Annotated in this window: 22 protein-coding genes; 13 read left to right on the forward strand and 9 right to left on the reverse strand. The window is 66.8% G+C overall.

Annotated features, from left to right (window positions below; all coding sequences use genetic code 11):
- Positions 1 to 52 precede the first annotated feature (52 nt).
- Both GV792_RS09730 and GV792_RS09735 read right to left on the reverse strand, forming a co-directional pair.
- Positions 53 to 1,642: a GMC family oxidoreductase gene (locus tag GV792_RS09730; protein ID WP_163823714.1), complete on the reverse strand. Its 1,590-nt coding sequence runs from the start codon at positions 1,640 to 1,642 to the stop codon at positions 53 to 55.
- Positions 1,643 to 1,670: 28 nt separating this feature from the next.
- Complete coding sequence (locus GV792_RS09735) at positions 1,671 to 3,386, reverse strand: aldehyde dehydrogenase family protein (protein ID WP_309139093.1); 1,716 nt, start codon at positions 3,384 to 3,386, stop codon at positions 1,671 to 1,673.
- Positions 3,387 to 3,866: 480 nt separating this feature from the next.
- Here GV792_RS09735 and GV792_RS09740 point away from each other — a divergent pair, with 480 nt between their 5' ends.
- The gene (locus GV792_RS09740) at positions 3,867 to 5,081 is read left to right on the forward strand and encodes a PucR family transcriptional regulator (RefSeq protein ID WP_163823716.1); all 1,215 of its coding nucleotides are present in this window, start codon (positions 3,867 to 3,869) and stop codon (positions 5,079 to 5,081) included.
- Between the two features lie 64 nt (positions 5,082 to 5,145).
- Here GV792_RS09740 and ppnP read toward each other — a convergent pair whose 3' ends face one another.
- Both ppnP and GV792_RS09750 read right to left on the reverse strand, forming a co-directional pair.
- The gene (gene ppnP, locus GV792_RS09745) at positions 5,146 to 5,457 is read right to left on the reverse strand and encodes a pyrimidine/purine nucleoside phosphorylase (RefSeq protein ID WP_163823717.1); all 312 of its coding nucleotides are present in this window, start codon (positions 5,455 to 5,457) and stop codon (positions 5,146 to 5,148) included.
- A gap of 115 nt (positions 5,458 to 5,572) precedes the next feature.
- Complete coding sequence (locus tag GV792_RS09750) at positions 5,573 to 6,547, reverse strand: SDR family NAD(P)-dependent oxidoreductase (protein ID WP_163823718.1); 975 nt, start codon at positions 6,545 to 6,547, stop codon at positions 5,573 to 5,575.
- A gap of 84 nt (positions 6,548 to 6,631) precedes the next feature.
- Between GV792_RS09750 and GV792_RS09755 the strand changes: the two genes are divergently transcribed.
- Complete coding sequence (locus GV792_RS09755; RefSeq protein WP_309138487.1) at positions 6,632 to 7,222, forward strand: TetR/AcrR family transcriptional regulator; 591 nt, start codon at positions 6,632 to 6,634, stop codon at positions 7,220 to 7,222.
- A gap of 35 nt (positions 7,223 to 7,257) precedes the next feature.
- Here the strand turns inward: GV792_RS09755 and GV792_RS09760 are convergent, their stop codons facing one another.
- Both GV792_RS09760 and GV792_RS09765 read right to left on the reverse strand, forming a co-directional pair.
- Entirely contained in the window at positions 7,258 to 7,995 is a 738-nt protein-coding gene (locus GV792_RS09760; protein ID WP_163823719.1) for an HD domain-containing protein, read from the reverse strand.
- 273 nt (positions 7,996 to 8,268) lie between these two features.
- The gene (locus GV792_RS09765) at positions 8,269 to 9,648 is read right to left on the reverse strand and encodes a glutamate decarboxylase (protein ID WP_163823720.1); all 1,380 of its coding nucleotides are present in this window, start codon (positions 9,646 to 9,648) and stop codon (positions 8,269 to 8,271) included.
- Positions 9,649 to 9,796: 148 nt separating this feature from the next.
- On the opposite strand from GV792_RS09765, the gene GV792_RS09770 reads away from it, so the two are divergent.
- The 3 genes from GV792_RS09770 (at position 9,797) to GV792_RS09780 (ending at position 12,861) form a co-directional block, all read left to right on the forward strand.
- Positions 9,797 to 10,720 carry a universal stress protein gene (locus GV792_RS09770; RefSeq protein WP_256673788.1) on the forward strand — a complete coding sequence of 308 codons (924 nt, stop codon included), beginning with the start codon at positions 9,797 to 9,799 and terminating at the stop codon, positions 10,718 to 10,720.
- Positions 10,717 to 11,595 carry a universal stress protein gene (locus GV792_RS09775; RefSeq protein WP_163823722.1) on the forward strand — a complete coding sequence of 293 codons (879 nt, stop codon included), beginning with the start codon at positions 10,717 to 10,719 and terminating at the stop codon, positions 11,593 to 11,595. Before GV792_RS09770 ends, GV792_RS09775 begins: the two co-directional genes overlap by 4 nt.
- A 99-nt stretch (positions 11,596 to 11,694) precedes the next feature.
- Positions 11,695 to 12,861, forward strand: coding sequence for a thiolase family protein (locus GV792_RS09780; RefSeq protein WP_163823723.1), 1,167 nt, complete (start codon positions 11,695 to 11,697; stop codon positions 12,859 to 12,861).
- Here GV792_RS09780 and GV792_RS09785 read toward each other — a convergent pair whose 3' ends face one another.
- Complete coding sequence (locus tag GV792_RS09785) at positions 12,862 to 13,446, reverse strand: helix-turn-helix domain-containing protein (RefSeq protein WP_163823724.1); 585 nt, start codon at positions 13,444 to 13,446, stop codon at positions 12,862 to 12,864.
- 91 nt (positions 13,447 to 13,537) lie between these two features.
- On the opposite strand from GV792_RS09785, the gene GV792_RS09790 reads away from it, so the two are divergent.
- From GV792_RS09790 to GV792_RS09825, 8 genes are all read left to right on the forward strand, one after another.
- Positions 13,538 to 14,134, forward strand: a complete 597-nt coding sequence (locus GV792_RS09790; RefSeq protein WP_163823725.1) for a class I SAM-dependent methyltransferase — start codon at positions 13,538 to 13,540, stop codon at positions 14,132 to 14,134.
- Between the two features lie 105 nt (positions 14,135 to 14,239).
- Entirely contained in the window at positions 14,240 to 16,309 is a 2,070-nt protein-coding gene (locus GV792_RS09795) for a CocE/NonD family hydrolase (protein WP_163823726.1), read from the forward strand.
- A 70-nt stretch (positions 16,310 to 16,379) separates the two neighbouring features.
- A complete protein-coding gene (locus GV792_RS09800) occupies positions 16,380 to 17,387 on the forward strand; it encodes an adenylate/guanylate cyclase domain-containing protein (RefSeq protein ID WP_163823727.1) in 1,008 nt (335 codons plus the stop codon).
- Between the two features lie 158 nt (positions 17,388 to 17,545).
- Positions 17,546 to 18,322 (forward strand): RluA family pseudouridine synthase, encoded by a 777-nt coding sequence (locus GV792_RS09805; RefSeq protein ID WP_163823728.1) that lies wholly within the window; start codon positions 17,546 to 17,548, stop codon positions 18,320 to 18,322.
- A gap of 285 nt (positions 18,323 to 18,607) precedes the next feature.
- Entirely contained in the window at positions 18,608 to 19,387 is a 780-nt protein-coding gene (locus GV792_RS09810) for a metallophosphoesterase (protein ID WP_163823729.1), read from the forward strand.
- Between the two features lie 290 nt (positions 19,388 to 19,677).
- Positions 19,678 to 20,670 (forward strand): Rieske 2Fe-2S domain-containing protein, encoded by a 993-nt coding sequence (locus tag GV792_RS09815; RefSeq protein WP_163823730.1) that lies wholly within the window; start codon positions 19,678 to 19,680, stop codon positions 20,668 to 20,670.
- Positions 20,667 to 22,064, forward strand: a complete 1,398-nt coding sequence (locus GV792_RS30215) for a cytochrome P450 (RefSeq protein ID WP_163823731.1) — start codon at positions 20,667 to 20,669, stop codon at positions 22,062 to 22,064. The genes GV792_RS09815 and GV792_RS30215 overlap by 4 nt, the downstream gene beginning before the upstream one ends.
- Positions 22,065 to 22,068: 4 nt before the next feature.
- Complete coding sequence (locus GV792_RS09825) at positions 22,069 to 22,530, forward strand: SRPBCC family protein (protein WP_163823732.1); 462 nt, start codon at positions 22,069 to 22,071, stop codon at positions 22,528 to 22,530.
- Here the strand turns inward: GV792_RS09825 and GV792_RS09830 are convergent.
- Entirely contained in the window at positions 22,506 to 23,552 is a 1,047-nt protein-coding gene (locus GV792_RS09830; RefSeq protein WP_163823733.1) for an AraC family transcriptional regulator, read from the reverse strand. The genes GV792_RS09825 and GV792_RS09830 overlap by 25 nt on opposite strands.
- Before the next feature lie 27 nt (positions 23,553 to 23,579).
- Positions 23,580 to 24,500, reverse strand: coding sequence for a cation diffusion facilitator family transporter (locus GV792_RS09835; protein ID WP_163823734.1), 921 nt, complete (start codon positions 24,498 to 24,500; stop codon positions 23,580 to 23,582).
- Between the last annotated feature and the right edge of the window lie 12 nt (positions 24,501 to 24,512).

Consider the following 24,512-nt stretch of genomic DNA (forward strand, 5'->3'; position numbering starts at 1 on the left):
CTCGCGGACAGCTACCGCTGGGACGCGCCAGTGGCACTCCTCGACCCGAGCTTCAGCGATTCGCGGCCCTGATCAGGTCGGCGGCCTTCTCGCCGATGACGACGGCCGGGGCGTGGGTGTGGCCGCGGATGATGGTCGGCATCACCGAGGCGTCGGCCACTCGTAGCCCTTCGACGCCGCGGACTTTCAGCTCGGGGGTGACGACGCTGGTTCGGTCGGTGCCCATTCGGCAGGTGCTGGTCGGGTGGTACAGGGTGTGCGAGTGCCAGGTGAGGGCATCTTCGAGGGTTTCCGCAACCGTCGGCTGCTCCCGCTTCGGCTGTAGGAACCGCCCGACCCGGGAGCCCAACGGATCCGCGGTGGCGATGCGATGCGCAACGTCCAGTCCGGCGAGCATCGCGGCGCGGTCGATGCCGTCGCTGTCGGACAGGTACTTCGGGTCGACAATCGGCTTGGCGACGGGGTCGGCGGATGCGAGTGTCACGGTGCCGCGACTGCGGGGCTGGAGCAGGATCGGGCCGAGTGCGATGCCGTGACCGGGCGCCACGCCGATTCCTTCGTCATAGAACGGGGCGGGCCCGAAGATGATCTCCAGATCGGGCAGCTCTAGCTCGGGCCTGCTGCGCACGAAACCGTAGGCCTCACCCACATTGGAGGTGAGCATGCCGCGCCGCCTGGCGAGATAGTTGATCACTTCGAGCGGCTTCTCCGCATCGAATAGTGTGCCGGAGTCGACAGCGAAACCGAGCAAGGCGATCAGGTGGTCGGCGAGGTTACGGCCAACCTCGGGCACGTTGCGCACCACCGGAATGCCGTGCGCGCGAAGGTGCGCCTGGTCACCGATTCCGGACAGTTGCAGCAGCTGTGGGCTGTTGACGGCGCCGCCACACAGCACTACTTCCTTGCGGGCGCGGACCGTCTGTTTTCTCCCGTCCCTGAGATATTCGACGCCGACAGCGCGGGTGCCGTCGAACAACACCTTGGTCGCGTGAGCGCCGGTGAGCACGGTCAGGTTGGAACGTTTGCGCGCGGGCTTCAGGTAGGCGTCCGCGGTACTCCACCGCGCGCCGCGGTGCTGGCACACCATGGTCTGCGTAAACCCTTCCGGCTGCGCAAGATTGGCTCGTTCCCGCTTGTAACCGGCATGCTCGGCTGCGGCGAGGAAGTCCGCGGTCCAGTGGCTGGGGCTGCGCTGCTGCGATACGCGCAGTGGTCCGTCGCGGCCTTCGTCGGCTCCCTGCGCGCCCTCGACCGCCTCGATGCGCTTGAAGTACTCGACGACGTTCGCGAACGACCATCCTTCGCCTGCGGCCCGAGCCCACTCGTCGTAGTCGGCGGCATAGCCGCGCACCCACATCATCGCGTTCATCGATGACGATCCGCCGAGCATCTTGCCCCGCGGCCAGAAGACCTGGCGATCGCCGAGCTCGGGCTGCGGGGTGGTGAGGTAGTTCCAGTCCAGGTCGGTCTGGAACAGTTTGGAGAACGCGGCCGGAATGTGAACGGCCTGATTCTTGTCCTCGGGCCCGGCCTCCAGTGCGATGACATCGTCGGCCCCGCGCTCGCTGAGCCGGGCGGCGACCACGGCGCCGGAAGAACCGGTGCCGACCACGACGTAGTCGGCAATGGTGTTGGTGCTCATGTGTTTCTCCAGTCCGGAAGTGGTCGGCTCAACCGCGCAGCGCGGAGGCGAAGATCATGGGCAGGCGACTCCAACCGGGGTCCGCGGCGAATCCGGTGAGCAGCTTGCCGGTGCTCGCGGCGGTCTTGTTGCCCACGAACCACGGCGGTTTGGGTGAGATGGCGAGCTCGCCGTGCAGCAGCGACCGCGGCGCGGGGCGGAACGGGCCGCGCACGACGGCGCGCTCGACCCGGTCGATCAGCCACGCGTTGTGCACCACTCCGATGCCGCTCTGCACATCCGCGAGGGTGTGGCCGGGGAAGGCACCCCAGGACGCTGTGGGCGTGAGGTAGCCAACGCCGGTCCAGGCGTTGATCGCGACCGTGCCGTAGCGCAGATCCTGGATCAACTCGTCGAAGGCAACGCCGAGCTCGGACATGGTCGCAGGCTCGGCGATGATGTTCACTCCGAGCGTCCCGGTGCAGGCCTCGTTCGCGGTACGGGCTGCCGCTCGGGTGATGTCGGCCCCGGTTCCGGGTAGCTCGACCACGCCGAACACGGGTGCGAAGTACTCACCGGCCAGCAGCGGTTCCTCGGGGGACGGCGCCAGTCCGGTGACGAGCAGGCGCTCGCCGGACGATCCGAGGCGTTCGGCGCGAGGGTAGGACTTCTGCGCCTTGGCGACGCGGTCATCGCTGCCGGGGTAGTACGCGCGGCGAGCGGGCGCTTTCGCGATGGCTTCGCGCAACGCGGTGAGGAACTGATCCTTCTGCGGCCAGTCGGAGGACATGATCAACGCCTGCGCGGCGACGCAGTTGTAGCCGCCATTGTGGAGCCGCTGCGTCGCCACATGCTCGGCCTGAAACGCGATATCGGCCGAACTCCACTGCCCTGGCAGCACGATCGTCGGCGACACACCGCCGAGCTCGCTGGTGACCGGCTTGGTCAGCTTCGGCGTGCCTGCCTGTTTGCGTTCGGCTACTTCGGCACCGGTCCCCCACACGATCGCGTCGTGCGTCTTGGCGCTGCCGGTCATGTGCACATGGGCGACGAGATCGTGCTCGACGAGATAGCCGCCGACCTCCGCCCCGCCCGTCAGCAGCCGCACCGTACCCAGCTCGATCAGCGGCGCGAGGATCGCGGTGTACACCGGCAGCAGCGGGTCGGTAATCGGATTCAGCTTGAGCGCGACGACCCGGTTATGGGCGATCAGCTCATATAGCGTGTCCAACGGCGCGATCGAGGTGATATTCCCTGCGCCCAGCACCGCACCGATGCCATTGGTGCGTCGTGGATCCAGCTGTGCCAGACCGGCATTCGCCTTCGCCGCAGCGTTGCTGACACCCCGTTGCAGCCAGACCTGAGCGCTGAATCCATTGAGCAGCAGCCCGTCGAACAGGCTTGCCGGGAGAACGTCGACGGTGACGTGATCGCCGACCGCACCGAACGAAGCCTTGTCGAGAGGGGACTTTCCCTGTTCCAGCGCCTCGAGTGTTTCCGACAGTGCGCCGAGACTGGTGGCCAGTACATACGGACCCGAGATCCACTCCTCACCCGCCAATGGCGACGACGGGTCGAGGCCCTTGATCGCGAGGGCTGCGTCTACCCAGTCCTGAGCGTGCCGATGCGTGAGTTCGCGAACCCGGTCGAGCAGCTCGCGTCTGCCGCGCAACGGGAGGGCCGCCCACTGCTTCTCGCCATCGACGAGTTCGGTCAGGGCAGCGTCGACAGCGGCGTGTGTCGAGGGCGCCACAGTGGTAACCACGTTCGATCCTCCAAGACGTCGGCGGTCCGCGCGGACTTCCGCCGCGGATTGGATCGACCAATTGTGTGTCGCACACCACTCTCGGGGCCATGTGCCACCGTTGCGGACCCGGTACGCATCGATTGTGCTCGAGCACAAAGACGCCATGATGGCCTATGGCCGCGACAACCGTCCGACAGCCCCGGCCACAGCACAGAGCACGCGGAGCCCGGGCTGATCAACGGTCACAACGCGGTCGCACCGACCCGCGCCTTCAGGCCAGCGACCAACTCGCAATCGGTATCTACGTCGTCTTTCGCGATTACGCGGATCCACGCCGAAGCCGTGGCGACCACCTGCCGCGACCGATCGGGCACTGATGACGCGAAGGGCAGATCCCGATGCTCGACCCTGGTCGACAGCCACCGTCAACGCACCATATTGTGCTCAGCAACAATTCAGTGGTGGCGCAGCTCACCCCCGGCCGCGTACGCTGACCAGGTGACCGCATCATCGCAAACGATTCCAACGCGCGCGGCTCGACCTGCGCTGGAGCTGCTCGAGCGCGTCGGGGAATTGGCCGACGAGCTGGTCTCCCGGATTACCGCCGCCGACCGCTCCTACGGTGATTCCGGTCTGCTCACCGCCGAGGAACTACGCGAGGCGTGCCTGACCAATCTGACCGCGATCATCGGTGCACTCGGTGGCACCGAGCCCGCCCGGCTGCAACCGGCGCGCGCGGTGGGGCGGCTCAAGGCCGAGCGCGGCGTCCCGATCGCCGCACTGCTGCATGCCTTCCGGCTCGGTGGCCGCTTGATCTGGGAGCAGCTGACCACGCGCTCCCCCGTGCCCGGCGATCCGGAGGTCCGCGATCTCGCCACCTCGCTGTGGGAACTCATCGATACCTACTCCGACACCGCGGTCGAGGCCTATCGCGAGACCGAGATCCTGCTCGCCCACGCCGACGCGCAGGCCCAGAGCCGATTGATCCGGACCCTCTTCGACGACAACTCGGGCAACCCTGCCCGCGCCCTGACGGCGCTGCGGACTCTCGGCCTGCCGGAGCACGGAACCTACGCCGTGGTGTCGATCGAAACCGACGATCCCGGTACGGCATTGCCCGGCAACCTCGTCACCACGGTGAAGGATGCCGGGGCTCGCTCGGTCTGGGATTCACAGATCGATACCCACGCCGGGTTGCTGTGCACCGGATCGACCGCGGCGATCGACCGTGCCGCGGCGACGCTGGCAGGCCTTGTGGCCGGGCGGATCGGCGTGAGCACGAGTTTCACGAGTCCGCATGCCATCCTCGGCGCGCTGGCCGAGGCTCGCCTCGCCGCGCGGAGCGCACGGCCGGGTTCGGGCCGGGCCGTCCGATTCGGTGACGACCCCGTCGCCCACCTGCTGGTCATGCTGCCCGAGGCGAGCAGACAGGCGGCGACCCAGATCCTCGGCCCGGTGCTCGACCTGCCCGCACCCGAGCGCGACGACCTGATCGTGGCGCTACAGGCCTGGTACGCATGCCACGGCTCGACCGCCGCGGCCGCCGAACAGCTACATTGCCATCGCAATACCGTGCGCTACCGTCTGCGCAAGATCCGCGACCTCACCGGCCGCGACACCGCCGATCCCGCGCGGTCGGCGGAGCTCCATCTAGCGCTACAGGCCGTCACGCTCCTCGGGCCCGGCCCCATGCCGGCCGACACTTCGGCTTAGCCGGGTTACCCGGCGGCGCATCGTTGTGTCGGCGGCCGGGATCGCCGTGCCGAGTGCGCGAGGACTATCCGTAGTGGCAGACGTAGTGCATGGTCTCGCGCACCTCGATGTCGAAGGAGCTGTCACCCGGGACGGAGAACGATTCGCCCGCGCGGTAGACCACGGCCTCATCGGCGCCGGCGAAGGTGACCGCGCATTCGCCCTCGATCAGCTCCATGACCTCGGGCGCTGCCGTGCCGAACGTCAGAGTGGCGGGCTGGATGACGCCGACCGACTTGCGGGTGCCGTCGGCCAGCTCGAGGCTGTAGCTGACGCACTTTCCGTCGAAGTAGACGTTGGCCTTCTTCGCGACGCTGACATTCTCGTACTTCGACATGTTCCCTTTTCCCGTGGTGAGCTGGAGGGCGTCAGCCTACTTCAGCCCCGCGCGGCCCCGGCACCACAGTGGACACGGCCTGAGTGCGGGACATCGACGGCGCGCGCTGCCCGAGTCACGCCTGGTCGAGCTGGGCGTTGACCAGAGCCTCGAATTGGTCGCGACCGGAGGCTCCGAGAGCGCCGCCGATGGCCGTCGCCAGGCGGTCGAAGGGGTCCTCGAGTGGGAGCTGTTCGAGGTGCGCGGCGAGCTCGGCCATGGTCCACAGGTCGTCGGTCTTCTCGATCCGCGCTCCACGGGACCAGCCGTGGTTGAGGGCGATCGATCCGCCGCGCACCGACAGCACCTGGCCCGTAAGTGGACAGGATGAACCGACGAGGTAGGCGACGAGGGGGGCAACCATCACGGGGTCTGTCGGATCGAGGCCATCGGACGGCGTCTCGGTCATCCCGGGCACCTGCTCGGTGAGGCGGGTGCGGATCATGGACGGGCTGACGCAATTCACGCGCACCCCGAGGCGTCGCAGCTCGAGTGCGTGCACCGTTGTCATCGCGGCGACGCCCGCGTTGGCGGCCGCGTAGTTGGTCTGGGTGGGCAGCGGATTCAGCAGGCCCGAACCCGATGCCGAATTCACGATCGCGCGGTCGATCCGATCGCCGGCCTCGTAGCGTTCGCGCCAGAATGCGGTGGCCCAGCGGCTGACGGCGAAGGTTCCCTTCAGCTTGACCGCGACGACATCGTCGAATTCGGGCTCCGACAATCGTTCCAGGCCCTTGTTGACCTCGATGGTGGCGTTGTTGACCACGGCATGCAGGTCGCCGAACTCCGTGACCGCCCGTTGCACCATCCGCTCGGCCGCGCCCCAATCGGTGACGCTGCCATTGTCGGCCACCGCGTTCCCGCCGGACGCCCGGATTTCGCCGACCACGTCGGCGGCGACGGAGCTGTCCCCACCGGACCCGTCGATCGCGACGCCCGGATCGTTGACGACCACATTCGCTCCGGCAGCAGCCAGATAGATCGCCTCGGCCCTGCCGATTCCGCGGCCCGCGCCGGTGATCAATACGGTCCGGCCGGTCAACTCACCCATGTCGGTGCCCCTTTTCGGTAGATGTTGCACTAGTGCATTTCTACACTAGTGCAATCAATTGCGATAGGGGCTACTCTGCCTCTCGTGAGCGAGACGATCGGCCTGCGACAGCAGAAGCGCCAAGCGACCCGAGCCGCGATCGTCCGTGCCGCGACAACGCTGTTCCTCGAGCACGGATTCGCAGCCACCTCGATCACGGATATCGCAGCGGCGGCAGGGGTTTCACGCCGGACGTTCTTCCTGTACTTCCCGTCGAAGGAAGATGTGCTCTTCCACCACATCGAGGAGTACATTCAGGCCGCCACCGGCACGATCGTGCGGCTCGATGCCGACGCCACCCCCTGGGATGCGGTGCAAGCCGCCATGGCGACACTCATCGACGCGTTCGAAGCAGCCACCGCCCGCACCGACGAACTCGCCGACCTGCGCGCCGAACTGTTCCGTTCCACACAGGGACTCCCCGGATCGCTGATGGCCCGCCTGCAATCGGTGCACACAACGGTCCTCGACGCGATTCACACCCGCTTCCCCGATTCTGTCGATCAGCCCGCGACCACCGCCCATCTCGGCGCCTGCCTTGGCGCGACCACCGCAGCCGCCACATCCACCGCCGCAGGCGAACGCGCGACGGCGATGCGCGCAGCCGTCCGCCGGGCAGGTATCGGATTCCGATAGCCGACGAACGGCCGAGCTCTCACCTTCGGGATCGATCAGTCGCCCCACCCACCGGCATCGATGATTTCGTCCCAGGTCGAATAGGGCAGATCAGGGTGGCGCTGGTGCACGATTTCGCCGGGGAGGGTGCCGGGGAAGGCTTTGCGAGGGTCGGCCAGGGCTTGAGTTTCGATGACGTCGGTGAGGGCTCGGGTGCCGCCGAGGCGGGGGTAGCCGGCGTGGACGAGATCGGCATAGCCGGGTGGGAGGTCGCCGGGGCTGCCGCCCACGTCGATGCCGATACCTTCCACGGCGATCCGGATCTCCGCGGGTCGGCGGCGACGGTAGACGGGGGAATCACTGAAGGCCGAAGTATGTCCCGCGATGGCGTCCCACACGGTGTCGACCCTTGCGTCGGTGACGCCGTTGCGCTCGAGGAATTCGGCCGCGTAGTCGGCGCCGTCGACCTCGAATCGCTGATGGCCGTTGGCGATATCGCCGAGCCCGATGTCGTGCAGGGCGCAGATGAGGTACATGACCTCCTCGTCGTAGTCAGCGCCCGGTTGCAGGCCTTGCGCGCCGGCAATCGCACGGCCGAAGAGGAACCCGCGGATGCTGTGGTTGCGCACCGGCGGCGTGAGGGACGTGTCGATCAGATGTCGCGTCGCCGCAGCTATCGGCGAGGTCGGCAGCGCGAGCGCATCCGGTTCGGCGAATGCCGTGGTTCTCGGTAGCGCGACGGCCGCACCGGCCAGAGCGGCGGTGCCGAGTGCTGTGCGGCGAGGGATTTCCATGACTGCTCCGATCACGAAGGGTCCTGACGGTCCGCTGGGCGCGAAACCGGCCCGAAGGAACGCGGTTTCGTCTCGCACCGCCAGACAACCTTCAGGCTCGTTGAAGCATAGCCATGGGCTTCAGTAAAGTTGAAGGATGTGATCGAAGACTCGGTCTGCCAGCGTGATTCAGCCGCTCGTGCTCCTGCTCGCCGCATGGTTGGCGCGAACAGGTGTCGGCATCACCGCCTGACCGACCGCCGGCACTGTGCCCGGCTCGCCGAGCACACCGACTCAGGGCACCATCGGCGTCGCGTCATGGGTGAACCCGCCCGCATCGTGGCTGGTCAGCGGCACCGACTGTGGGTGCACCGTCAAATGATCAATACCGCGACGCACGTCGTCGAGCAACAGGTCGACCATGTCGTGGGTGAACCCGTGGCGCAGGACCGCGCGCATGATCACCTCCTCGTCGCGGTTCTTCGGCAACGGATACGCCGCGATCAGCCAACCTCGGGATCGCAGCCGGTCGGACAGCTCGTAGAGATTGAATCCGGGATCGCCGGTGAGCCGCCAGGACACCGCGGTGATACCGCGGTTCGGGTCGCCGGCGTGGATGAGTTCGAACGGGCCAAGCTCGGCCAGCCCTTCGGCGAGATGACGCGCGACGTGGTAGATCGCGGACTGCAGCCGGGTGTAGCCGAGGCGCCCGAGCCGAATGAACTCGTAGTACTGGGTGATCGCCTGGCCACCGGGCCGGGAGAAGTTCACGTTGAACGTGGCCATGCTGCCACCGAGGTAGGTGACGTCGAATATCAGTTCGGCGGGCAGATCGGCGGCTTCGCGCCAGATCGCCCAGCCGACGCCGAGCGGCGCGAGACCGGTCTTGTGACCGGAGGCGTTGATCGATTTCACCCGCGGTAACCGGAAGTCCCACACCAGCTCCCGCGCGGTGAACGGCGCGAGGAAGCCGCCGCTGGCCGCGTCGACATGGATCGGGATATCCAGTCCGGTGGAGGCCTGAATATCGTCGAGCGCCTTGCTGATTCCCGCGACATCCTCGAACAGACCGGTGAACGTCTGGCCGAAAGTGGGCACAACCATGATCGTGTTCTCATCGCAGTGGGCGGCGATATCGTCCGGATGCATCGTGTACTGGTCGCCGCGCAACGGGATCTGGCGGATCTCCACGTCGAAGTAGCGCGCGAACTTCTCCCAGCACACCTGCACCGGTCCGCAGACGAAATTCGGCACACCAGTACCGCCGCCGCGGCCGCGCCAGCGGAATTTGGCCGCGAGCCCGCCGAGCATGGCCGCCTCACTCGACCCGATGGTCGAGGTGCCGAGAGTCGCGGCGGGGTCGGGTGCGTGCCACAGGTCGGCCACCATCCGCACGGCGCGGTGCTCGAGTTCGGCGGTCTGCGGATACTCGTCCTTGTCCACGATGTTCTTGTCGATCGACTCGAACATCAGGCGCCGGGCCTGATCGTCGATCCACGTCGTACAGAACGTAGCCAGGTTCATCCGAGAGACGCCGTCGAGGGCGAGCTCGTCGTGCACGATCTCGTAGGCGACCTGGGGTAGCAGTTCCGGTTCTGGGAAGCCGGCCTTGGGCGCGGCCCGGCCGAACGCGGGTAGAGCGAATAGATCGTCGGCGTCGCGTGATGTCGCCATCGGACCTCCACACCTTGTGTGATGCTTGAACCGCATGACCGTCCAAGCATGCCACGGCTAGGCTGGTCGCTGCGTCACCAGATGAGATCAACCGCACCTCGCTTCGGTCGGATACTCGCTCGGTCCGGCCTCGACATGGGAGGCCGCCTTGTCGGAACAGCCTGTTGGACACTCCGCCGGGGACGTAATCGTCGGTATAGACGGTTCGGCGGGTTCGTTGACGGCCGCGCGCTGGGCGGCCGGGTTCGCCACCGAACGCGGCCGCGCACTGCGCCTCGCGCACGGCATGGAGCTGGTCGGCACGGCGAAGCTGGTCAGCACCTCGGGCGGCGTCACATCGTCGCTGCTGGAGGCGTTGAAAGAGAACTCCCGCCACCTGCTGGACCGAGCCGAAGAAGCCGTCACCGCGGAGACGCCCGATCTGGCCGTCTCGACGCGTGTTTCGGTGGGTAGTGCAGCCGCCCTGCTGATCGAGGAAAGCGCAGGGGCCTACGCGGTGATACTCGGCGCCACCGGGAACGTCGGCGTTCTCGGCCATATCGGTTCGACGCTACTGACGGTGGTGTCCCGAGCACACGGGCCCGTCATCGTGGTGCGGACCGACGCCGAGGGGGCGATTCGGTCGACCGGCCCCGTGGTCGTCGGTGTGGATGGCAGCCCGGTCAGTGAGGCCGCTCTCGCCACCGCCTTCACCGAAGCCGCCGTCCGCCGCACCGATCTGGTCGCAATCCATGTGCACTACGATCGACGGCTCGAATCCGAACGGCTGCGAAAATTTCTGCCCGAGATCGAGGTCGAAAACGCCGGCCAGGAGGTGCTCGGCGAGCGCCTGGCCGGTTGGCAGGAGGAGTTTCCCGACGTCACCGTTCTGCGTAAGACCTACAGCGACAATCCGACCGCACGGTTGCGTGAGTGGTCTGATAGCGCCCAACTCGTCGTGGTCGGCAGTCGCGGCCGCGGCGGATTCACCGGTCTCCTGCTCGGCTCCACCTCGCACTCACTGGTCCAGCATGCCGGATGTCCGGTGATGGTCGTCCGGCCGGAGAATTCCACGGAAGGACGCGACCGATGACCACACCGATCAAGCCCGCCGATGCGCCCATCGTCGTCGCGGTCGACGGCTCACCGCAGTCCATGCACGCGGTGGCCTGGGCGGCAGCCAACGCGGCGTCGCGGGCACGGGCGCTGCGTATCGTCGCCTCGCCGGAGCTGCCCCCGGATATGCGGCCGAGTGTGCTGTTCTCCGCGGAGGACATCGCCGGGTCCCGCAGCCGGTCCGAGCAGACGCTGGCCAGGGCCGCGGAGGTCGCCGCCTTGAGTGCGGTGCCCGAGATCTCGACCGAGCTGATCGACGGGCGCATCGTGCCGTACCTGCTCGAGCGTTCGGCGGATGCGGTGATGCTTGTGGTGGGTAGCCGCGGGCTCGGCGCGTATCGGCGCAGTCTGCTCGGCTCGGTCAGCACCGCCGTGACAAGGCATGCGAACTGTCCGGTCGCGGTGATCCGCGAGGTGTCGGCCACCGATGTGGTGTCGGCGGCCAAACCGGTCCTGGTCGGCGTCGACGGCACCCGCAACAGTGAGCCGGCCATCGAGATGGCCTTCGACGAAGCGGCCCGGCGCAAGGTCGGGCTGATCGCTCTGCACTCCTGGACCGACGTCACCGGTATGGACGTGCCGATGCTCGATTGGGTGGACAGTGAGGACATCGAGGCGGCGACACTGGCCGAGTCCTTGGCCGGATATGCCGAGCGGTATCCCGACGTCGAGGTGCAGCGCGTGCTGGAACGCGACCGGCCCGCGCGCTCACTTGCCCGCGAGGCCGACAATGCCCAGCTGGTGGTGGTCGGCAGTCACGGCCGCGGCGGATTCACCGGCATGTTGCTCGGTTCAACCTCGGAATCGGTGCTGCACTCGGTGGAATGCCCGGTGATCGTCGTTCGTGGGTGAGGATGTGATCGACCTTCTGGCGAACGGCTGCGAATCCGTGTTAACTTAGTGCGGAATGGTCATTAACTTGACCGGTCGGCCGGAAGTCAGGAGTTGGTCATGGAGACCGCGGTCATCGTCGACGTCGTGCGCACACCCTCGGGCAAGGGGAAGGCCGGTGGCGGACTCTCCGACGTGCACCCCGCCACGCTGTTGGCAGGCGTGCTCTCGGACCTACTCGGCCGCAACGACCTCGATCCCGCCCTGGTCGACGATGTGATCGGCGGCTGCGTCACCCAGAGCGGTGAGCAGGCGTTCAACATCAGCCGCACCGCGGTACTCGCGGCCGGATTCCCGGAGTCGGTGCCCGCCACCACCGTCGACCGCCAGTGTGGATCGAGCCAGCAGGCCGCGCATTTCGCCGCACAGGGTGTGATCTCGGGTGCCTACGACATCGCCATCGCCTGCGGTGTCGAATCGATGAGCCGCGTGCCGATGTTCTCCAATGCCGCCGGCCAGGACGCCAACCGCGGCCCCATCGCGAACCGCTACCCGGAAGGCCTGGTGCAGCAGGGCATTTCCGCGGAACTGCTGGCGGCACGATGGAAGCTGGACCGCGCCCGGCTCGACGAGTTCGCCGCTCGCTCACATCAATTGGCCGCCGAGACCGCCGCGGCCGGTGGATTCGATCGTGAACTCGTCACCGCGGGACGCCTCGATGCCGACGAGACCATCCGTGGTGCGACGACGGTCGACAAGCTCGCCGGACTGAAGCCCGCCTTCACCGACGAGACCTACCTGCAGCGGTTCCCGGAGATCGAATGGTCGATCACCGCGGGCAACTCGTCTCCACTCACCGACGGCGCCTCGGCCGCGCTCATCATGAGCGAGCGGATCGCGAACAAGCTCGGCCTCCGGCCGCGGGCGCGGTTCCATTCGTTCGCCGTCGTCGGCGACGATCCGCTGCTCATGCTCACCGCTGTCGTCCCGGCCACCCGTAAAGCGCTGGACCGAGCCGGTTTGAGCATCGACGATGTGGATGCCTACGAGGTCAATGAGGCCTTCGCCCCGGTACCGCTGGTGTGGCAGCACGAACTCGGCGCCGACCCGGCCAAGCTGAACCCACGCGGTGGCGCCATCGCCCTCGGTCACCCGCTCGGCGCCTCCGGCACCCGCATCCTGACCACCATGGTCAACCACCTGGAGCAGACCGGCGGCCGCTGGGGCCTGCAAACCATGTGCGAGGCGGGCGGTTTGGCCAATGCCACCATCATCGAGCGACTCTGATCACTCGGGCCGGTAGCGGGCCCTGATATGGAAGCGCTCACCCTGCGGCCCGTAAATACTCAGGTACTCGACGGGGTGTTCGTCGGCATTGCCGAACCAATGCGGCAGATGGGTGTCGAATTCGGCGACCTCGCCCGCGGTCAGAACCATGTCCCGGTCGCCGAGGATGAGGCGCAGTTTGCCGTTGAGCACGTAGAGCCAGTGGTAGCCCTCGTGCGTGCGCGGATCCGGTTCCCGGTCGGCGGGGCGGCCGGCCAGGATCTGCTTCCATGCCTGCAGCCCGCCCGGCTTTCGGGTCAGCGGGACGACGGTCTGGCCGTTACGGGTGAACGGACGCGCATAGACCCTTGGATCGCCGGTCTCGGGTGCGTTGACCAGCTCGTCCAATGGCACCTGATGGGCCTTGGCCAGCGGCAGTAGCAGTTCGAGGCTGGGTTTGCGCTGCCCCGACTCCAACCGTGACAGCGTGCTGACCGGGATGCCGGTCAGTTCGGAGAGGGCGGCCAGGGTGGTGCCGTTGCGGCGGCGCAGGTCGCGCAGCCGCGGCCCGACCGCATCGATCACCTCGTCGAAATCCCGATCCATACCGATATTGCAGTTCTGGCAAATTTCTTTGTCAAGTCCGCATGGTTGCTCGCATGCTGGTCATGCCACGACCTACGGATGGAGAAACGGGATGGACCAGCAGTTCTGGGATGAGATGTACGGCAGCCGCGAGCAGTTGTTCAGTGGGCTACCCAACGATGTGCTCGTCGCCGAGGCGGGAGAACTCACTCCGGGACAGGCACTCGACGTCGGTTGCGGTGAAGGCGCCGACGCGCGCTGGCTGGCCGAACAGGGCTGGAAGGTGACCGCTGTGGATGTGTCACAGGTGGCCCTGGAACGCGCCGCCGCAACCAACCCCGAGGTGGCCTGGTCCCATGCCGATCTCACCGCCACCCCGCCGCCGGCGGATTCGTTCGACCTGGTCTCGGCGCACTACTTCCCGATCGAGCTGGAACCCGAGCACACCACCATTCGCGGACTCATCGCCGCGGTCGCACCGGGTGGCACCCTGCTCGTCGTCGGTCACGATCCGGCCGACTTGCCGCACGATCACGACAACGGCTTCGACCCCCGCGACTACTACCAGCCCGGCCAGATCGCCGACCTGCTCGGCGCCGACTGGACGGTCCTGGTGCACACCGCCCGCCCCCGCACCCGCCCTGGTCCGCCGGGAACCCACCACACCACCGATATCGTGCTGCGCGCCCAGCGCAAACCCGTGAGCTGATCGGCGGCGCCTTCTGGCGAGTCGTCCCCGGGTTTCCAGAGCAGATTGCTATGGTCTGGGTCACATGTGCGCCGGAGGCGAAAACCATGAGGCGGAGGGGTGTCGATGCGGTTGACCCGGCGGGTCCAGGGTGTGGCGGCAGCGTTCGTGATCCTGATGACCGGCGGGGCAGCCGCGGTGACAACCGTTGCCGATCGCGAGGTCGCCCATGAGGCGCTCGCGCCCGCTGTCGCGCCGGACGAACTGGCGCGGCAGTGGACGCACACCCACGACGGGCCGCAGCCCTACCCCGACGTGCACATCGATTGGGATGTGCCGATCGCGATGAGCGACGGCGTGGTGCTCAAGGCCAACATCTACCGGCCGATCGGCGCTGACGGTCAGGTCGAGACCAAGCCGCTGCCGACCATCGTCAATCTCACGCCGTACACGAAACTCATGACCAACCTGATCGACTCGGCCATATCCATGCCGGGGCTCCAGCAGCTCACCATGGATCTGATCGGCCGAATCAATCTCTCCGGCACCCCGGTCAGCGGCTTCGAGGACCTACTGCACGCCCTCGACGGTGGCACCATCCAGACCGTCCTCGGCCTGGACCGCAAGCTGATTCGCAGCGGCTACACCCAGGTCGTCGCCGATGTACGCGGCACCGGTTTTTCGCAGGGCACCTGGAACACCCTCGGCGCGCGTGAACAACTCGACACCCGTGAGGTGATCGACTGGGCCGCCGCACAGCCCTGGTCCAACGGCCGGATCGCGATGAGCGGCGGCTCCTACTCCGGAATCAACCAGCTACGCGCGGCCGAAGATCCGCCGCAGGCACTGCGCGCTATCTTCCCGGTGGAACCGGGCAGCGACCTCATGCGTGATGTGGTGGCGCCGGGCGGCGGTATCGGCACCACCTTCCTGCCGATGTGGCTGAACTCGGTGAACAACGCGAAACTGATGCCCGATATCGGCTCCATGCTCGATGGCACCTTCGACTGGCGCTGGTTCAACGATCGCCGCCGCGACCCACTCACCAATGTCGATCTGCTCGCCCAGGCCCTGCTCACGCCGTCCCTGCACAATGTTCCGCCCGCGCTTGCCGCCGCACTCGATGACGACAGCGCCTTCCGCGAGGGCATCATGGGCCATCCCGACCAGGTCGGCGTCCCCACCTTCGTCTACGGCGGCTGGCACGACATCTTCGCCAACAGCGCCACCTCCCTCTACAACGCCATCCCGCTGCCCGCGGACCAGAAGAAGCTGGTTGTCGGGGATACCTATCACGCGAATCCCGGTGCGGGGACCGGTGTTCCGGGTGCGCCAGCACGGTTGGACGTCCTCCAGCGGGCCTGGTTCGACTACTGGCTCAAGGACATCGACAACGGCATCACCGGCTTCGGGCCCGTGACGGTGTGGCAGCAGGGTGGCGGCTGGGTCACCCTCGGCGAGTTCCCGCAGCCGGGCATGACGCATCGCCGTGTCTACCTGTCGGGTGCACCAAGTGGGACGACCCGCGACAGCCTGCACGACGGCTCGCTGACCGCGACACCGCCCGCCGAGACCACCCGGCTCACCGTCGCACCCGGACTCACCACCGCATGCTCCCGCGACGCCGCTCAGGGCTCCGCCGGTATGACGGCGGTGATCGACGCCTGCGCCAAGGATTCCCGGATCGCCGAACGCAACGGGCTGACCTTCACCAGCGCCGAGATCACCGAGCCGACAGTGATTTCCGGGCCGATCAACGTCCACGTCAATACCGTGCACGATGCCGCCGACGGGTACTGGAACGTCACCGTCAACGATGTCGCGCCCGACGGAACCTCCACGGTGCTCTCGACCGGGCAGCTCACCTCCTCGCTGCGCGCGATCGATGAGGCGAAGAGCGTCCGCTCGGCCAACGGTGACCTCACCGCGCCGCATAATCCGATCACCTTGGACAGTGTGCTGCCGGTGTCGCCGGGCGAAGCGATCGCACTGGATATCGCGGTTATCCCGACCCAGGCGGTGCTGCAGCCGGGACACCGCTTGCGGGTGGACGTCTTCGCCGGGAATTCGCCCAAGGCGCTGGCCTTCCGGCCGATGCTCAATGCCAGCGAACTCAAGCCGCAGCATCTGGTGCTCGAGCCGAACGTGCCGAGTTTCGTCAACCTGCCGTCCGATCGACCGATCAGGTTCGGGTGATTTCGTGTGACGCCACAATGTCGTTGTGAGGCTCTCGTTCGGCGGGGCCGGGAGCCGTAGGGTTTCGGGCATGGTGTCGCCGGAAATGTCGCAACTGGTGCAATCGGTGGTCGAGACGTACCTGTTGGACGGGACGCGGCGCTACAACCGCGACGATGTAGCGCGCCAGAGCGGTGTGCCGGTCGAGGTGTCGCGCCGGTTGTGGGTCGCGCTCGGATTTCCCGCCGGAGCCGACGAGCCGACACTTGATTACACCGACGCCGATGTCCGCGCGGTCCGGGAATTCCGTGAGCTCGGTGTGTTGGCGTCGGCGGACATCCGCCAGCAGGCCGCGACCGCGCGAACCATCGGTCAGACGATGGCACGGCTGGCCGAATGGCAGGTGGATCTGGTGCTCGACGAGATCACCCGCCGGGTCGCCGCCGCCGACCCGGACGCCGATCCGGCCGAGATCGCCAGAAAAGCCACCGAGGCGACTGTGCCGATTCTGGAAGAACTACAGGCCTACGCCTGGCGCAGGCATCTGGCCGCCGCGCTGGCCCGCTCGCTCGACGGCGCGGGCACGGCCGCCGATTCGACCAGAGAACTGGCCGTCGGGTTCGCCGATATGGTCGGCTACACCCGGTTGACCAGGCATCTGCACCCGGATGAGCTGTCGACGCTGCTCGAGGCGTTCGAATCGACGACCACCGCCGCCATCGCCGAGAACGGTGGCTGGGTGATCAAGAACGTGGGCGACGAGGTGATGTACGCCGCCGATACCGCACTCGCGGCGGCCCGGATCGCGCTCGCCATTCAGGAGACCACCATGACCGTCGGAGACACGCCGGAGTTGCGGGTCGCGGTCGCCTACGGTCCGGTGCTGCAACGGTTCGGAGATCTGTACGGGTCGGTGGTGAACATCGCCGCCCGGCTGACGGGTGTGGCCCGGCCTGGCACCGTGCTCGTCGATGACGCCGCGGCCGCCGAGCTGGCCGACGAACCCGAGTTCGCCATCCGCCACCTGCGCAGCGTCCGGGTTCGCGGGTTCAACCGGCTGCGGCCCCACCTACTGCGCCGCAACAATAAGAACAGGTGAGCGGCGTATCCGTCGTCCGGGAGGGCGCGGCCGGCCCCATGGTTGTCCGGCTGAGCGCGGTGTGCGCGCTCCAGTGGACCGCGGGATGCCACCGGATCGGTGTCGGGGGGCATGCCCAGGGTAGGAAGGCATAGGGCGAGCTGATCTAGGCTCGGCCGGTGGATATCGACTGGCCCGACCTGCGTCAACGATGCCGCCTCGACGAGGACGAGGCGATCGTGGCGTTGAACAAACCCGCGGGCATTTCGGTGACCGGCGAACGGCACGACACCGATATCGTGCAGGCCGCCGCGGCCGTCGGCGAGACACTGTATCCGGTGCACCGCATCGACAAGGTGACCTCGGGAGTGGTGCTGCTGGCCAAGGATCTGGCCGCGCACGGCGGGCTGACCAGGCAGTTCAACAAGCAGACCGCGCGCAAGGCCTACCTCGCGATCGTCGCGACGCCCGAGGGAGAGCAGCTGCCGGACACCGGCACCATCGACCTGCCGTTGAGTGTCGGCCGCAAGAACCGGGTGCGGATCGCGGCCCCGAGGGAGAGCATCCGGTCAGCCGGCGATCGGTGGTTCGTCGACCAGGCCGATCTGCTCGAAGGCAAGAACTACCCGTCGACCACCCGCTTCGCGACAGTGCTGCGCCACGGCGACTACACCGTCCTCGCGCTGCGCCCGATCACCGGCCGCCGCCACCAGATTCGCGTCCACCTGGCCTGGATCGGCCACGCCATCGCCGGCGATCCTCTGTTCGACAAATCCGCCACCCACGACCGGACTTACCTGCACTCCTGGCGACTGGGCATGGCCGCGGATTGGCGGACTCCGCCCGAGCTGAACCTCGAGGCGGCGCCTGGGGACGCCTTCTGGGCGCCGGTGGCCTCGGCGTCGGAGGATCCGGCCGAGCTGCTGGATTCAGCTGCCATTCGGCTGAGTGATTGAGCCACCGCGCAGCTGGTATGCCAGCTCGGTCGAACTACCTCCGACAGGGTCGGCGAGCGGCAGATCTCGCACGACGTTCGAACCACGTCCGATAGCAGGCATCGGCGTCGACCGCTGGAAAGTTCAACATGAATCACCTCACACCTTTCTTATCGGCGAAATAGCGGTGGCGAGCCTCATGACGACAACGATTCCGCTGGTCAACTACCCTCATACCCGGCGCCGCTCGAGGTGCGGTGCACTCTGTTTCGCAATGGAGCGATCCCCCAGAGAAAGCAGATGGGCATGATCCTGGTGGCACAGGTCAGCGACACACATTTCGATCTCGGACCCCGAAACGCCGAACGCGCGGAGCGGGTCATGGCCTACCTTGCCGACCTACGCCGGCGACCGGACGCCATCCTGGTCACCGGCGATGTCACCGATTCCGGTAAACCCGATCAATACGCCGAGGCCCGCATCGCCCTACAGGCCGATATCCCCGTGTACGCCATCCCCGGCAACCACGACGATCGCGGCGCGTTCCGCGAGGTCCTGCTCGGAGAACCGTCGTCGGTGGAACCGATCAATCGCACCCACCGGGTCGGCTCGTTGACACTGGCACTGCTCGATTCCAGTGTCCCGGGCGAGCCAAGCGGACAACTCACCGACGACACCTATGACTGGCTGCGCGGCGTTCTCGCCGATGCCCCCGCCGATGCCCCGATCCTGTTGGCATTGCACCATCCGCCCGCACACCTGTTCAGCCCGGTGGTCGACGAGATCGCGCTCGCCGAACCGGAACGTCTGGCCGAGATCGTCGCAGGCGATGATCGCGTTCTCGGTGTGCTCACCGGCCACGCGCATTCCGCCGCGACCACCACTTTCGCGGGCAAACCGCTGCTGATCGCACCGAGCACCGCGTCGGTGCTCGGTGGTGAATGGGAGCTCGCGCTGCCCGATCATGTGATGGACTATGCGCCGGACCCGGCGGTCGCATTGCATGTCATCGACGAGAACCACCGTCTGACAACACATTTCCGCAGTGTTCCGATGGGCGGATGGATCGGCGTCGCACCGATGTGAGCCAGGCGACGCCGTCTGCCGGAGTCCGCCATCGAAAGACGCGGGAAGCATTATCGGCGCCCGAAGGCGCAGAGAGTCGCCACTGGCGGTAATTCATAAATCGCATATATGCGCCTGAACAAGGCCGGTGAACGCTTCGGAAATATTGCCGATACCTTGTGGCTACCACCGGATTACCCCGGCGCAATAATTCCCAAAATTGGGAATTGTCGCCAGAATATGTGTTCTCCTGGAACCGCTATCCTCGCTGCTCTAGCCAAGATTCACACGCGGTTGTCCAGGAAGTTCGCATGCCACCCTTTCCGCCGTCGTCGGCTCTGCACGCCCGTAAACCGATAGCCCGATTGGAATCACCCCACGGATGGTTCGCTGTCGGCTGGAGCCGCGAATGCCGCCCCGGATCAGTGTTCACCACCCGCCTGAATTCCCGCGAGATCGTGGTATTTCGTACCGAATCAGGGAAACTCGTTGCCGCGGACGCCTATTGCCCACACCTCGGCGCACATCTCGGGCAGGGCGGCAAGGTGGTGCGGGAAGAAATCCGCTGTCCGTTCCACGGGTTTCGCTTCTCGACCACTGGTGCCTGCACGCACAACCCGTACGGCACGCCACCGCCTGCCGCGCGGCTCGGCACGATTCCGGTTCTCGAACGCTACGGCGCGATCCTGGTCTACTCCGGCCCGGAGACCACACCAGCATGGGAACCACCCGACGACGACAGCTCGCAATGGCGTGGCCTGCTCGTGCGCAGCCATAGCTTCCACGGACATCCGCAGGAAGTCACCGAAAACAGTGTCGACCTGGGCCATCTGCGTATCCTGCATGCGTTCGGCGAGGTCCGGGCAGCGCAACCGCTGACCGTTGACGGGCCGTTGCTCCGGGCCGGCTACGGCATCCGCCGCCGACTGATCGGTCAGGCCGGAATGGATGCGACATTCGATCTGGTGGCCGCTGGCCTCGGTGTATCGATCGTCGAATTGACTTTGCCGGCTTTCCGAGTTCGGTTACGCCTGCTCGTCCTCCCCACCCTCGAATCCGATGGGAAGGTCGTGCTGCGGCTCGCCGTCAGCGCCCGCCGCAGCCGAAAGGTGCTGAGCACAGCGCTTTCGGCGATCCTCGCCCGCATCACCTTGGCAGCTTTCTCCCAGGAAGTGCGCAGGGATATCGACATCTGGCGGCACAAAACCTATCTCGCCCGGCCCGCAATCGCCGACGGTGACGGCCAGATCGGCCGATACCGCCAGTGGGTCAAGCAGTTCTACTCGATGGATGGAGCACTGTGAACACTCGGCTCAACCGGGCCCCGCTCCGGCGGGCCGCGCTCGCCGCCGGAGCGGGCGCCGGACTCCTCATGTGGCGCGGATGGCGCGCGCACTGCCGTCCGCCGCAGGTACCACACGGATTCCGCGCCGCGCCGGTGGTCCGGATCGGGGCGGATGCCATCCCGATCCTCGGCGTCGTGTCGCGATTGCACAATGTGGTGACCCGGCCGGTGGAGATGGTGCACGATGCCGCCCGCGTGCACGGCAGCGTCTTCACCCTGCGCGTGCCGACCCGATTCGACCTGACCTACCTAACCGACCGCGCGGCCTATGATCAGGTCCTCGCTCTGCCCGCCGAGCACGCCATGATGGGCCCGGTCTTCGGCAATGTGCCGACCGTCGGCTTCTGGTTCCCACGGCAGCACAGCGACCACGATTCGCTGCAGGAACTCGCGCTGACCGGTAAGCGGATCATGGCGGGCCTGCTGGCACCGCATCGCGTCGCCGGCCTCGCGCCACTCACCGACACGGTGATGGCGGCCCACATCGATAGTTGGGGACGAACCGTCGACTTGGCCGAGGCGTTCCCACGCGCGATCTACGAGATCTCCGGACGGTACTTCGCCGGAGACGAGTTCTGGGACCGATACGGCGACCGCATCACCCCGTTGCTGCGCGCCATCGCCGATGGCATCGAGGTACCGCGCGCCACACTGGCGGTTACCCCGGCGCGGTGGTTCATGCGCGAATACCGCGCCACCAAACGGCTGGCCGCGATCCTGCGGGAAGCCGCCGAGGTGATGCCTGCATGCCTGCTGTTCCAGTCGATTCGAGCCGCGGGCGTCGCCACCGGGGACACGGCGTGGATGGCGATGTACGTGTTGTGGAATGCCGTCACCTATCCGGGCAGCTACGGACTGTGGACATTGCTCGATGTGGTGTCTCGCCCGCAGGTGTATCGGACGGCGCTGTCGTCCGACGATCCGGTGACCTATCTCAGCTGGTGCCTCTGGGAAACGATCCGGCTGAATCCGGTGTCGTCGCTGGTGCGCGCGCTGAGCAAACCGTTCACCTACGAGCAGGACGGCGTGGCCTACCATCTGCCGGCCGGCACCATCGTCGGGGTCGCACCGTCACTGCTCAATCAGGACCCGGACGTCTGGGAACATCCAGGCCGCTACCGTCCGGAACGGTTCGCCGAGCTGAACAATCCCCGGCGGGCGCTATTCGGTTCCGGCCCGTTCGGCTGTGTCGCGGGCGAATTCTCGCGTCAGCTGGTGGCCGAGGTGTGCGTGAAGATCCTGCGGAGCGCGGAGATCAGATTGCTCGACGGACTACCGAACCGGCAGTGCCGCGTACACCTGGCCTATCCGGACCGGCCGGTCCCGGTGGCACGCATGCCGATCGGAGCCTGATCTAATGCAGCGCACAGGTTTCGAGGTCTCGGTCGTGGTACCCGCACCTCCCGATAGGGTTCGCGACTTTCTGGCCGATCTGCGCGAATCCATCCGGATCCATCCGTTGATTGTTCGGGTGGACCGGCTCAACCAGCGCATGCCCGGCATCGACAGGTACCGGATACGCGACCGGATGCGGATGGGCCCGATGACCATCGCATTCAGCTATCTGGTCGAAACAACCCGCACACCGGAAGGCGATATTGTCTCCGACGCCTACCAATTCCCCCGCATCCACCTGCACAACGTCACCTCCTGCACCCCGGTCGACGGCGGAACCCTCGTCCATGAGCAGGTCACCATCACCGCGCCGCGGCTGCTGGTGGCAACGGTGCGCCGTGAAGGCGCCCGCGCCCACCGCACGATGCTGGACAACCTCGCAGCGGTGCTGGCCGAGGATCAGAGTCGGCGCGACCTGCGATAGGCAGCAGGCGTAGTCCCCGTCCATCGCTTGAACGCGTAGATGAATGTCGACGCCTCCGCATATCCCAACCGGATCGCCACATCACTCACCGACAGTGGTGTGGTGCTGAGCATTTCCTCGGCGAGGGCTCGGCGCATTTCGTCGAGGAGGGCGCGGTAGCTGGTGCCCGCGGCGTCGAGGTGGCGGCGGAGAGTGCGGGTGCTCATGTTCAGATCTCTTGCCACCGAGTCGATTCCGGGTGGGGCGGCCAAACCGTCGGCGCCGCCGTGTGGGACCAGGCGGGATCTGACCTCGGCGGCGATGCCGGTGCGGGCGCGACGGCGGTGCACCAGGTCCCGGCATTGGGCCAGGCAGATCGCGAGGGTGTGTTCGTTTGCCTGCGGTAGCGGCTGGTCGAGGGTGAGGGGGTCGAGCGCGAACAGGTTCTGTGGACGGTCGAAGCGCGGGCGGACCACCGTCACCTCGGCGATGCGGTCGGCGTATGCCGGTTCGGGGAAGGTGAATTCGGCTCTGGTCAGTGGCATGTGTTTGCCGATCAGGTCGCTCATCACCTGGTGCATCGCGGTCACATCACGCTCGATGAGGAACTGACGCACGTCGGCGGGCACCGATTCTGCATGAATCCACCCGATGAACTCGTCGTCGAGCAACTCGGTCACCGGCAGGCAGAAGGTGAAACTGAGGTCCAGATAGCGCAGTGCGAACGCGATGGCCTCGCCGAGCGTCGGACTGCTGATGCAAGCGAAGCCGAAGATGCCGAAGGTGGTGATCCGGTATCGCTGGCCGACCTCGACCCCGAGGGCGGGGCGGTCCGGCAGCGCACGGACCAGATTGCGGACCACCGTCAGTTCCGTGCGCGCATCGATCTGAGCGTCGGGGTCGTGCAGTAGCCGCTCGGTGAGGCCGGTGCCATCGAGCATCCGTTCCACCGGAACGCCGTGCTCGCCGGCGTAACCGGCGAGCAGCGCCACACTGGCCACACCGCGCGGGAAGTCCCAATCACGTACCGGGCTGTCCACCATGCCGCCCAGTATGGCCGAAAGTGTCGATTACCAGGAGAGCTCCGCGCAACGACGAGCGGAATCGGAGGTCTCCACCTGCAATGTGGCGTGACTGATATGGAAGCGCTCGGCCAGCAGATGCTGGGCGGTGCGGAGGACCTGCTCGCTGCTCGCGCCCTCCGCGGTGGTGATGTGCGCGGAGGCGACCTCCATGCCCGAGGTGAGTGTCCACACGTGCAGGTCGTGCACATCGGCCACCCCGTCGACCGCGCCCAGTTCGGCGGCGACCTGCTCGACGTCGAGCTCCTCCGGGCTGTGCTGGAACAGGATCCGCAGCGAGCGCTTGGCCAGCACATAGGTCCGCGGCAACACCCACAGACCGATCGCGACACCGATGATCATGTCCGCATAGCGCCAGCCGGTGGTGAGGGTGATGGCCGCCGACAGCAGCACTCCGAAGGATCCGATCATGTCGGCGAACACCTCGAGATAGGCGCCGCGCACATTCAGACTCTCCTTGGCACCGCTGCGCAGCAGCAGGAAGGAGACGACATTGGCCAGCAGACCGACAACGCCGACGATCAGCACCGGCCACCCCGGCACCTCCGGCGGTTCACCGATGCGCATGAGCGCCTCGTAGAGCACATAGCCCGCCACCAGGAACAGCAACACCGCATTGGCCAGGGCCGCGATCACCTCGGCGCGGTAATAGCCGAAGGTGCGGGTGTAGGTGGGGCGGCTGCGGCGGGCCAGCAGGATGGCCGAGAGCGCCATACCGATGCCGACCACGTCAGTGAGCATGTGCGCGGCGTCCGACAGCAGCGCCAGCGAACCGGTCGCGAACGCGAACGTGAACTCGACCGCCATGAATCCGAGGCCGATGGCCAGCGCGAGCGCCAGGCGGCTCAGATATTTCCCGGACGCGCTCTCCGGCGCTATCCCATGCCCATGCGAATGATCATGTCCCACACCTGACAACAT

Origin of the sequence: Nocardia cyriacigeorgica (genome assembly GCF_010868145.1) — a bacterium.
Taxonomy (GTDB): Bacteria; Actinomycetota; Actinomycetes; order Mycobacteriales; family Mycobacteriaceae; genus Nocardia; species Nocardia cyriacigeorgica_D.

Excerpts from the sequence above, each read along its gene's own strand:
- ppnP (WP_163823717.1), bottom strand. The coding sequence starts at position 5,457 with ATGTCGAAGTACGAGAATGTCAGCGTCGCGAAGAAGGCCAACGTCTAC.
- GV792_RS09830 (WP_163823733.1), bottom strand. The coding sequence starts at position 23,552 with ATGGTGGACAGCCCGGTACGTGATTGGGACTTCCCGCGCGGTGTGGCC.
- GV792_RS09790 (WP_163823725.1), top strand. The coding sequence starts at position 13,538 with ATGGACCAGCAGTTCTGGGATGAGATGTACGGCAGCCGCGAGCAGTTG.
- GV792_RS09765 (WP_163823720.1), bottom strand. The coding sequence starts at position 9,648 with ATGGCGACATCACGCGACGCCGACGATCTATTCGCTCTACCCGCGTTC.
- GV792_RS09815 (WP_163823730.1), top strand. The coding sequence starts at position 19,678 with ATGCCACCCTTTCCGCCGTCGTCGGCTCTGCACGCCCGTAAACCGATA.
- GV792_RS09730 (WP_163823714.1), bottom strand. The coding sequence starts at position 1,642 with ATGAGCACCAACACCATTGCCGACTACGTCGTGGTCGGCACCGGTTCT.
- GV792_RS09760 (WP_163823719.1), bottom strand. The coding sequence starts at position 7,995 with ATGGAAATCCCTCGCCGCACAGCACTCGGCACCGCCGCTCTGGCCGGT.
- GV792_RS09785 (WP_163823724.1), bottom strand. The coding sequence starts at position 13,446 with ATGGATCGGGATTTCGACGAGGTGATCGATGCGGTCGGGCCGCGGCTG.
- GV792_RS09810 (WP_163823729.1), top strand. The coding sequence starts at position 18,608 with ATGATCCTGGTGGCACAGGTCAGCGACACACATTTCGATCTCGGACCC.
- GV792_RS09825 (WP_163823732.1), top strand. The coding sequence starts at position 22,069 with ATGCAGCGCACAGGTTTCGAGGTCTCGGTCGTGGTACCCGCACCTCCC.
- GV792_RS09800 (WP_163823727.1), top strand. The coding sequence starts at position 16,380 with ATGGTGTCGCCGGAAATGTCGCAACTGGTGCAATCGGTGGTCGAGACG.
- GV792_RS09750 (WP_163823718.1), bottom strand. The coding sequence starts at position 6,547 with ATGGGTGAGTTGACCGGCCGGACCGTATTGATCACCGGCGCGGGCCGC.
- GV792_RS09780 (WP_163823723.1), top strand. The coding sequence starts at position 11,695 with ATGGAGACCGCGGTCATCGTCGACGTCGTGCGCACACCCTCGGGCAAG.
- GV792_RS09775 (WP_163823722.1), top strand. The coding sequence starts at position 10,717 with ATGACCACACCGATCAAGCCCGCCGATGCGCCCATCGTCGTCGCGGTC.
- GV792_RS09795 (WP_163823726.1), top strand. The coding sequence starts at position 14,240 with ATGCGGTTGACCCGGCGGGTCCAGGGTGTGGCGGCAGCGTTCGTGATC.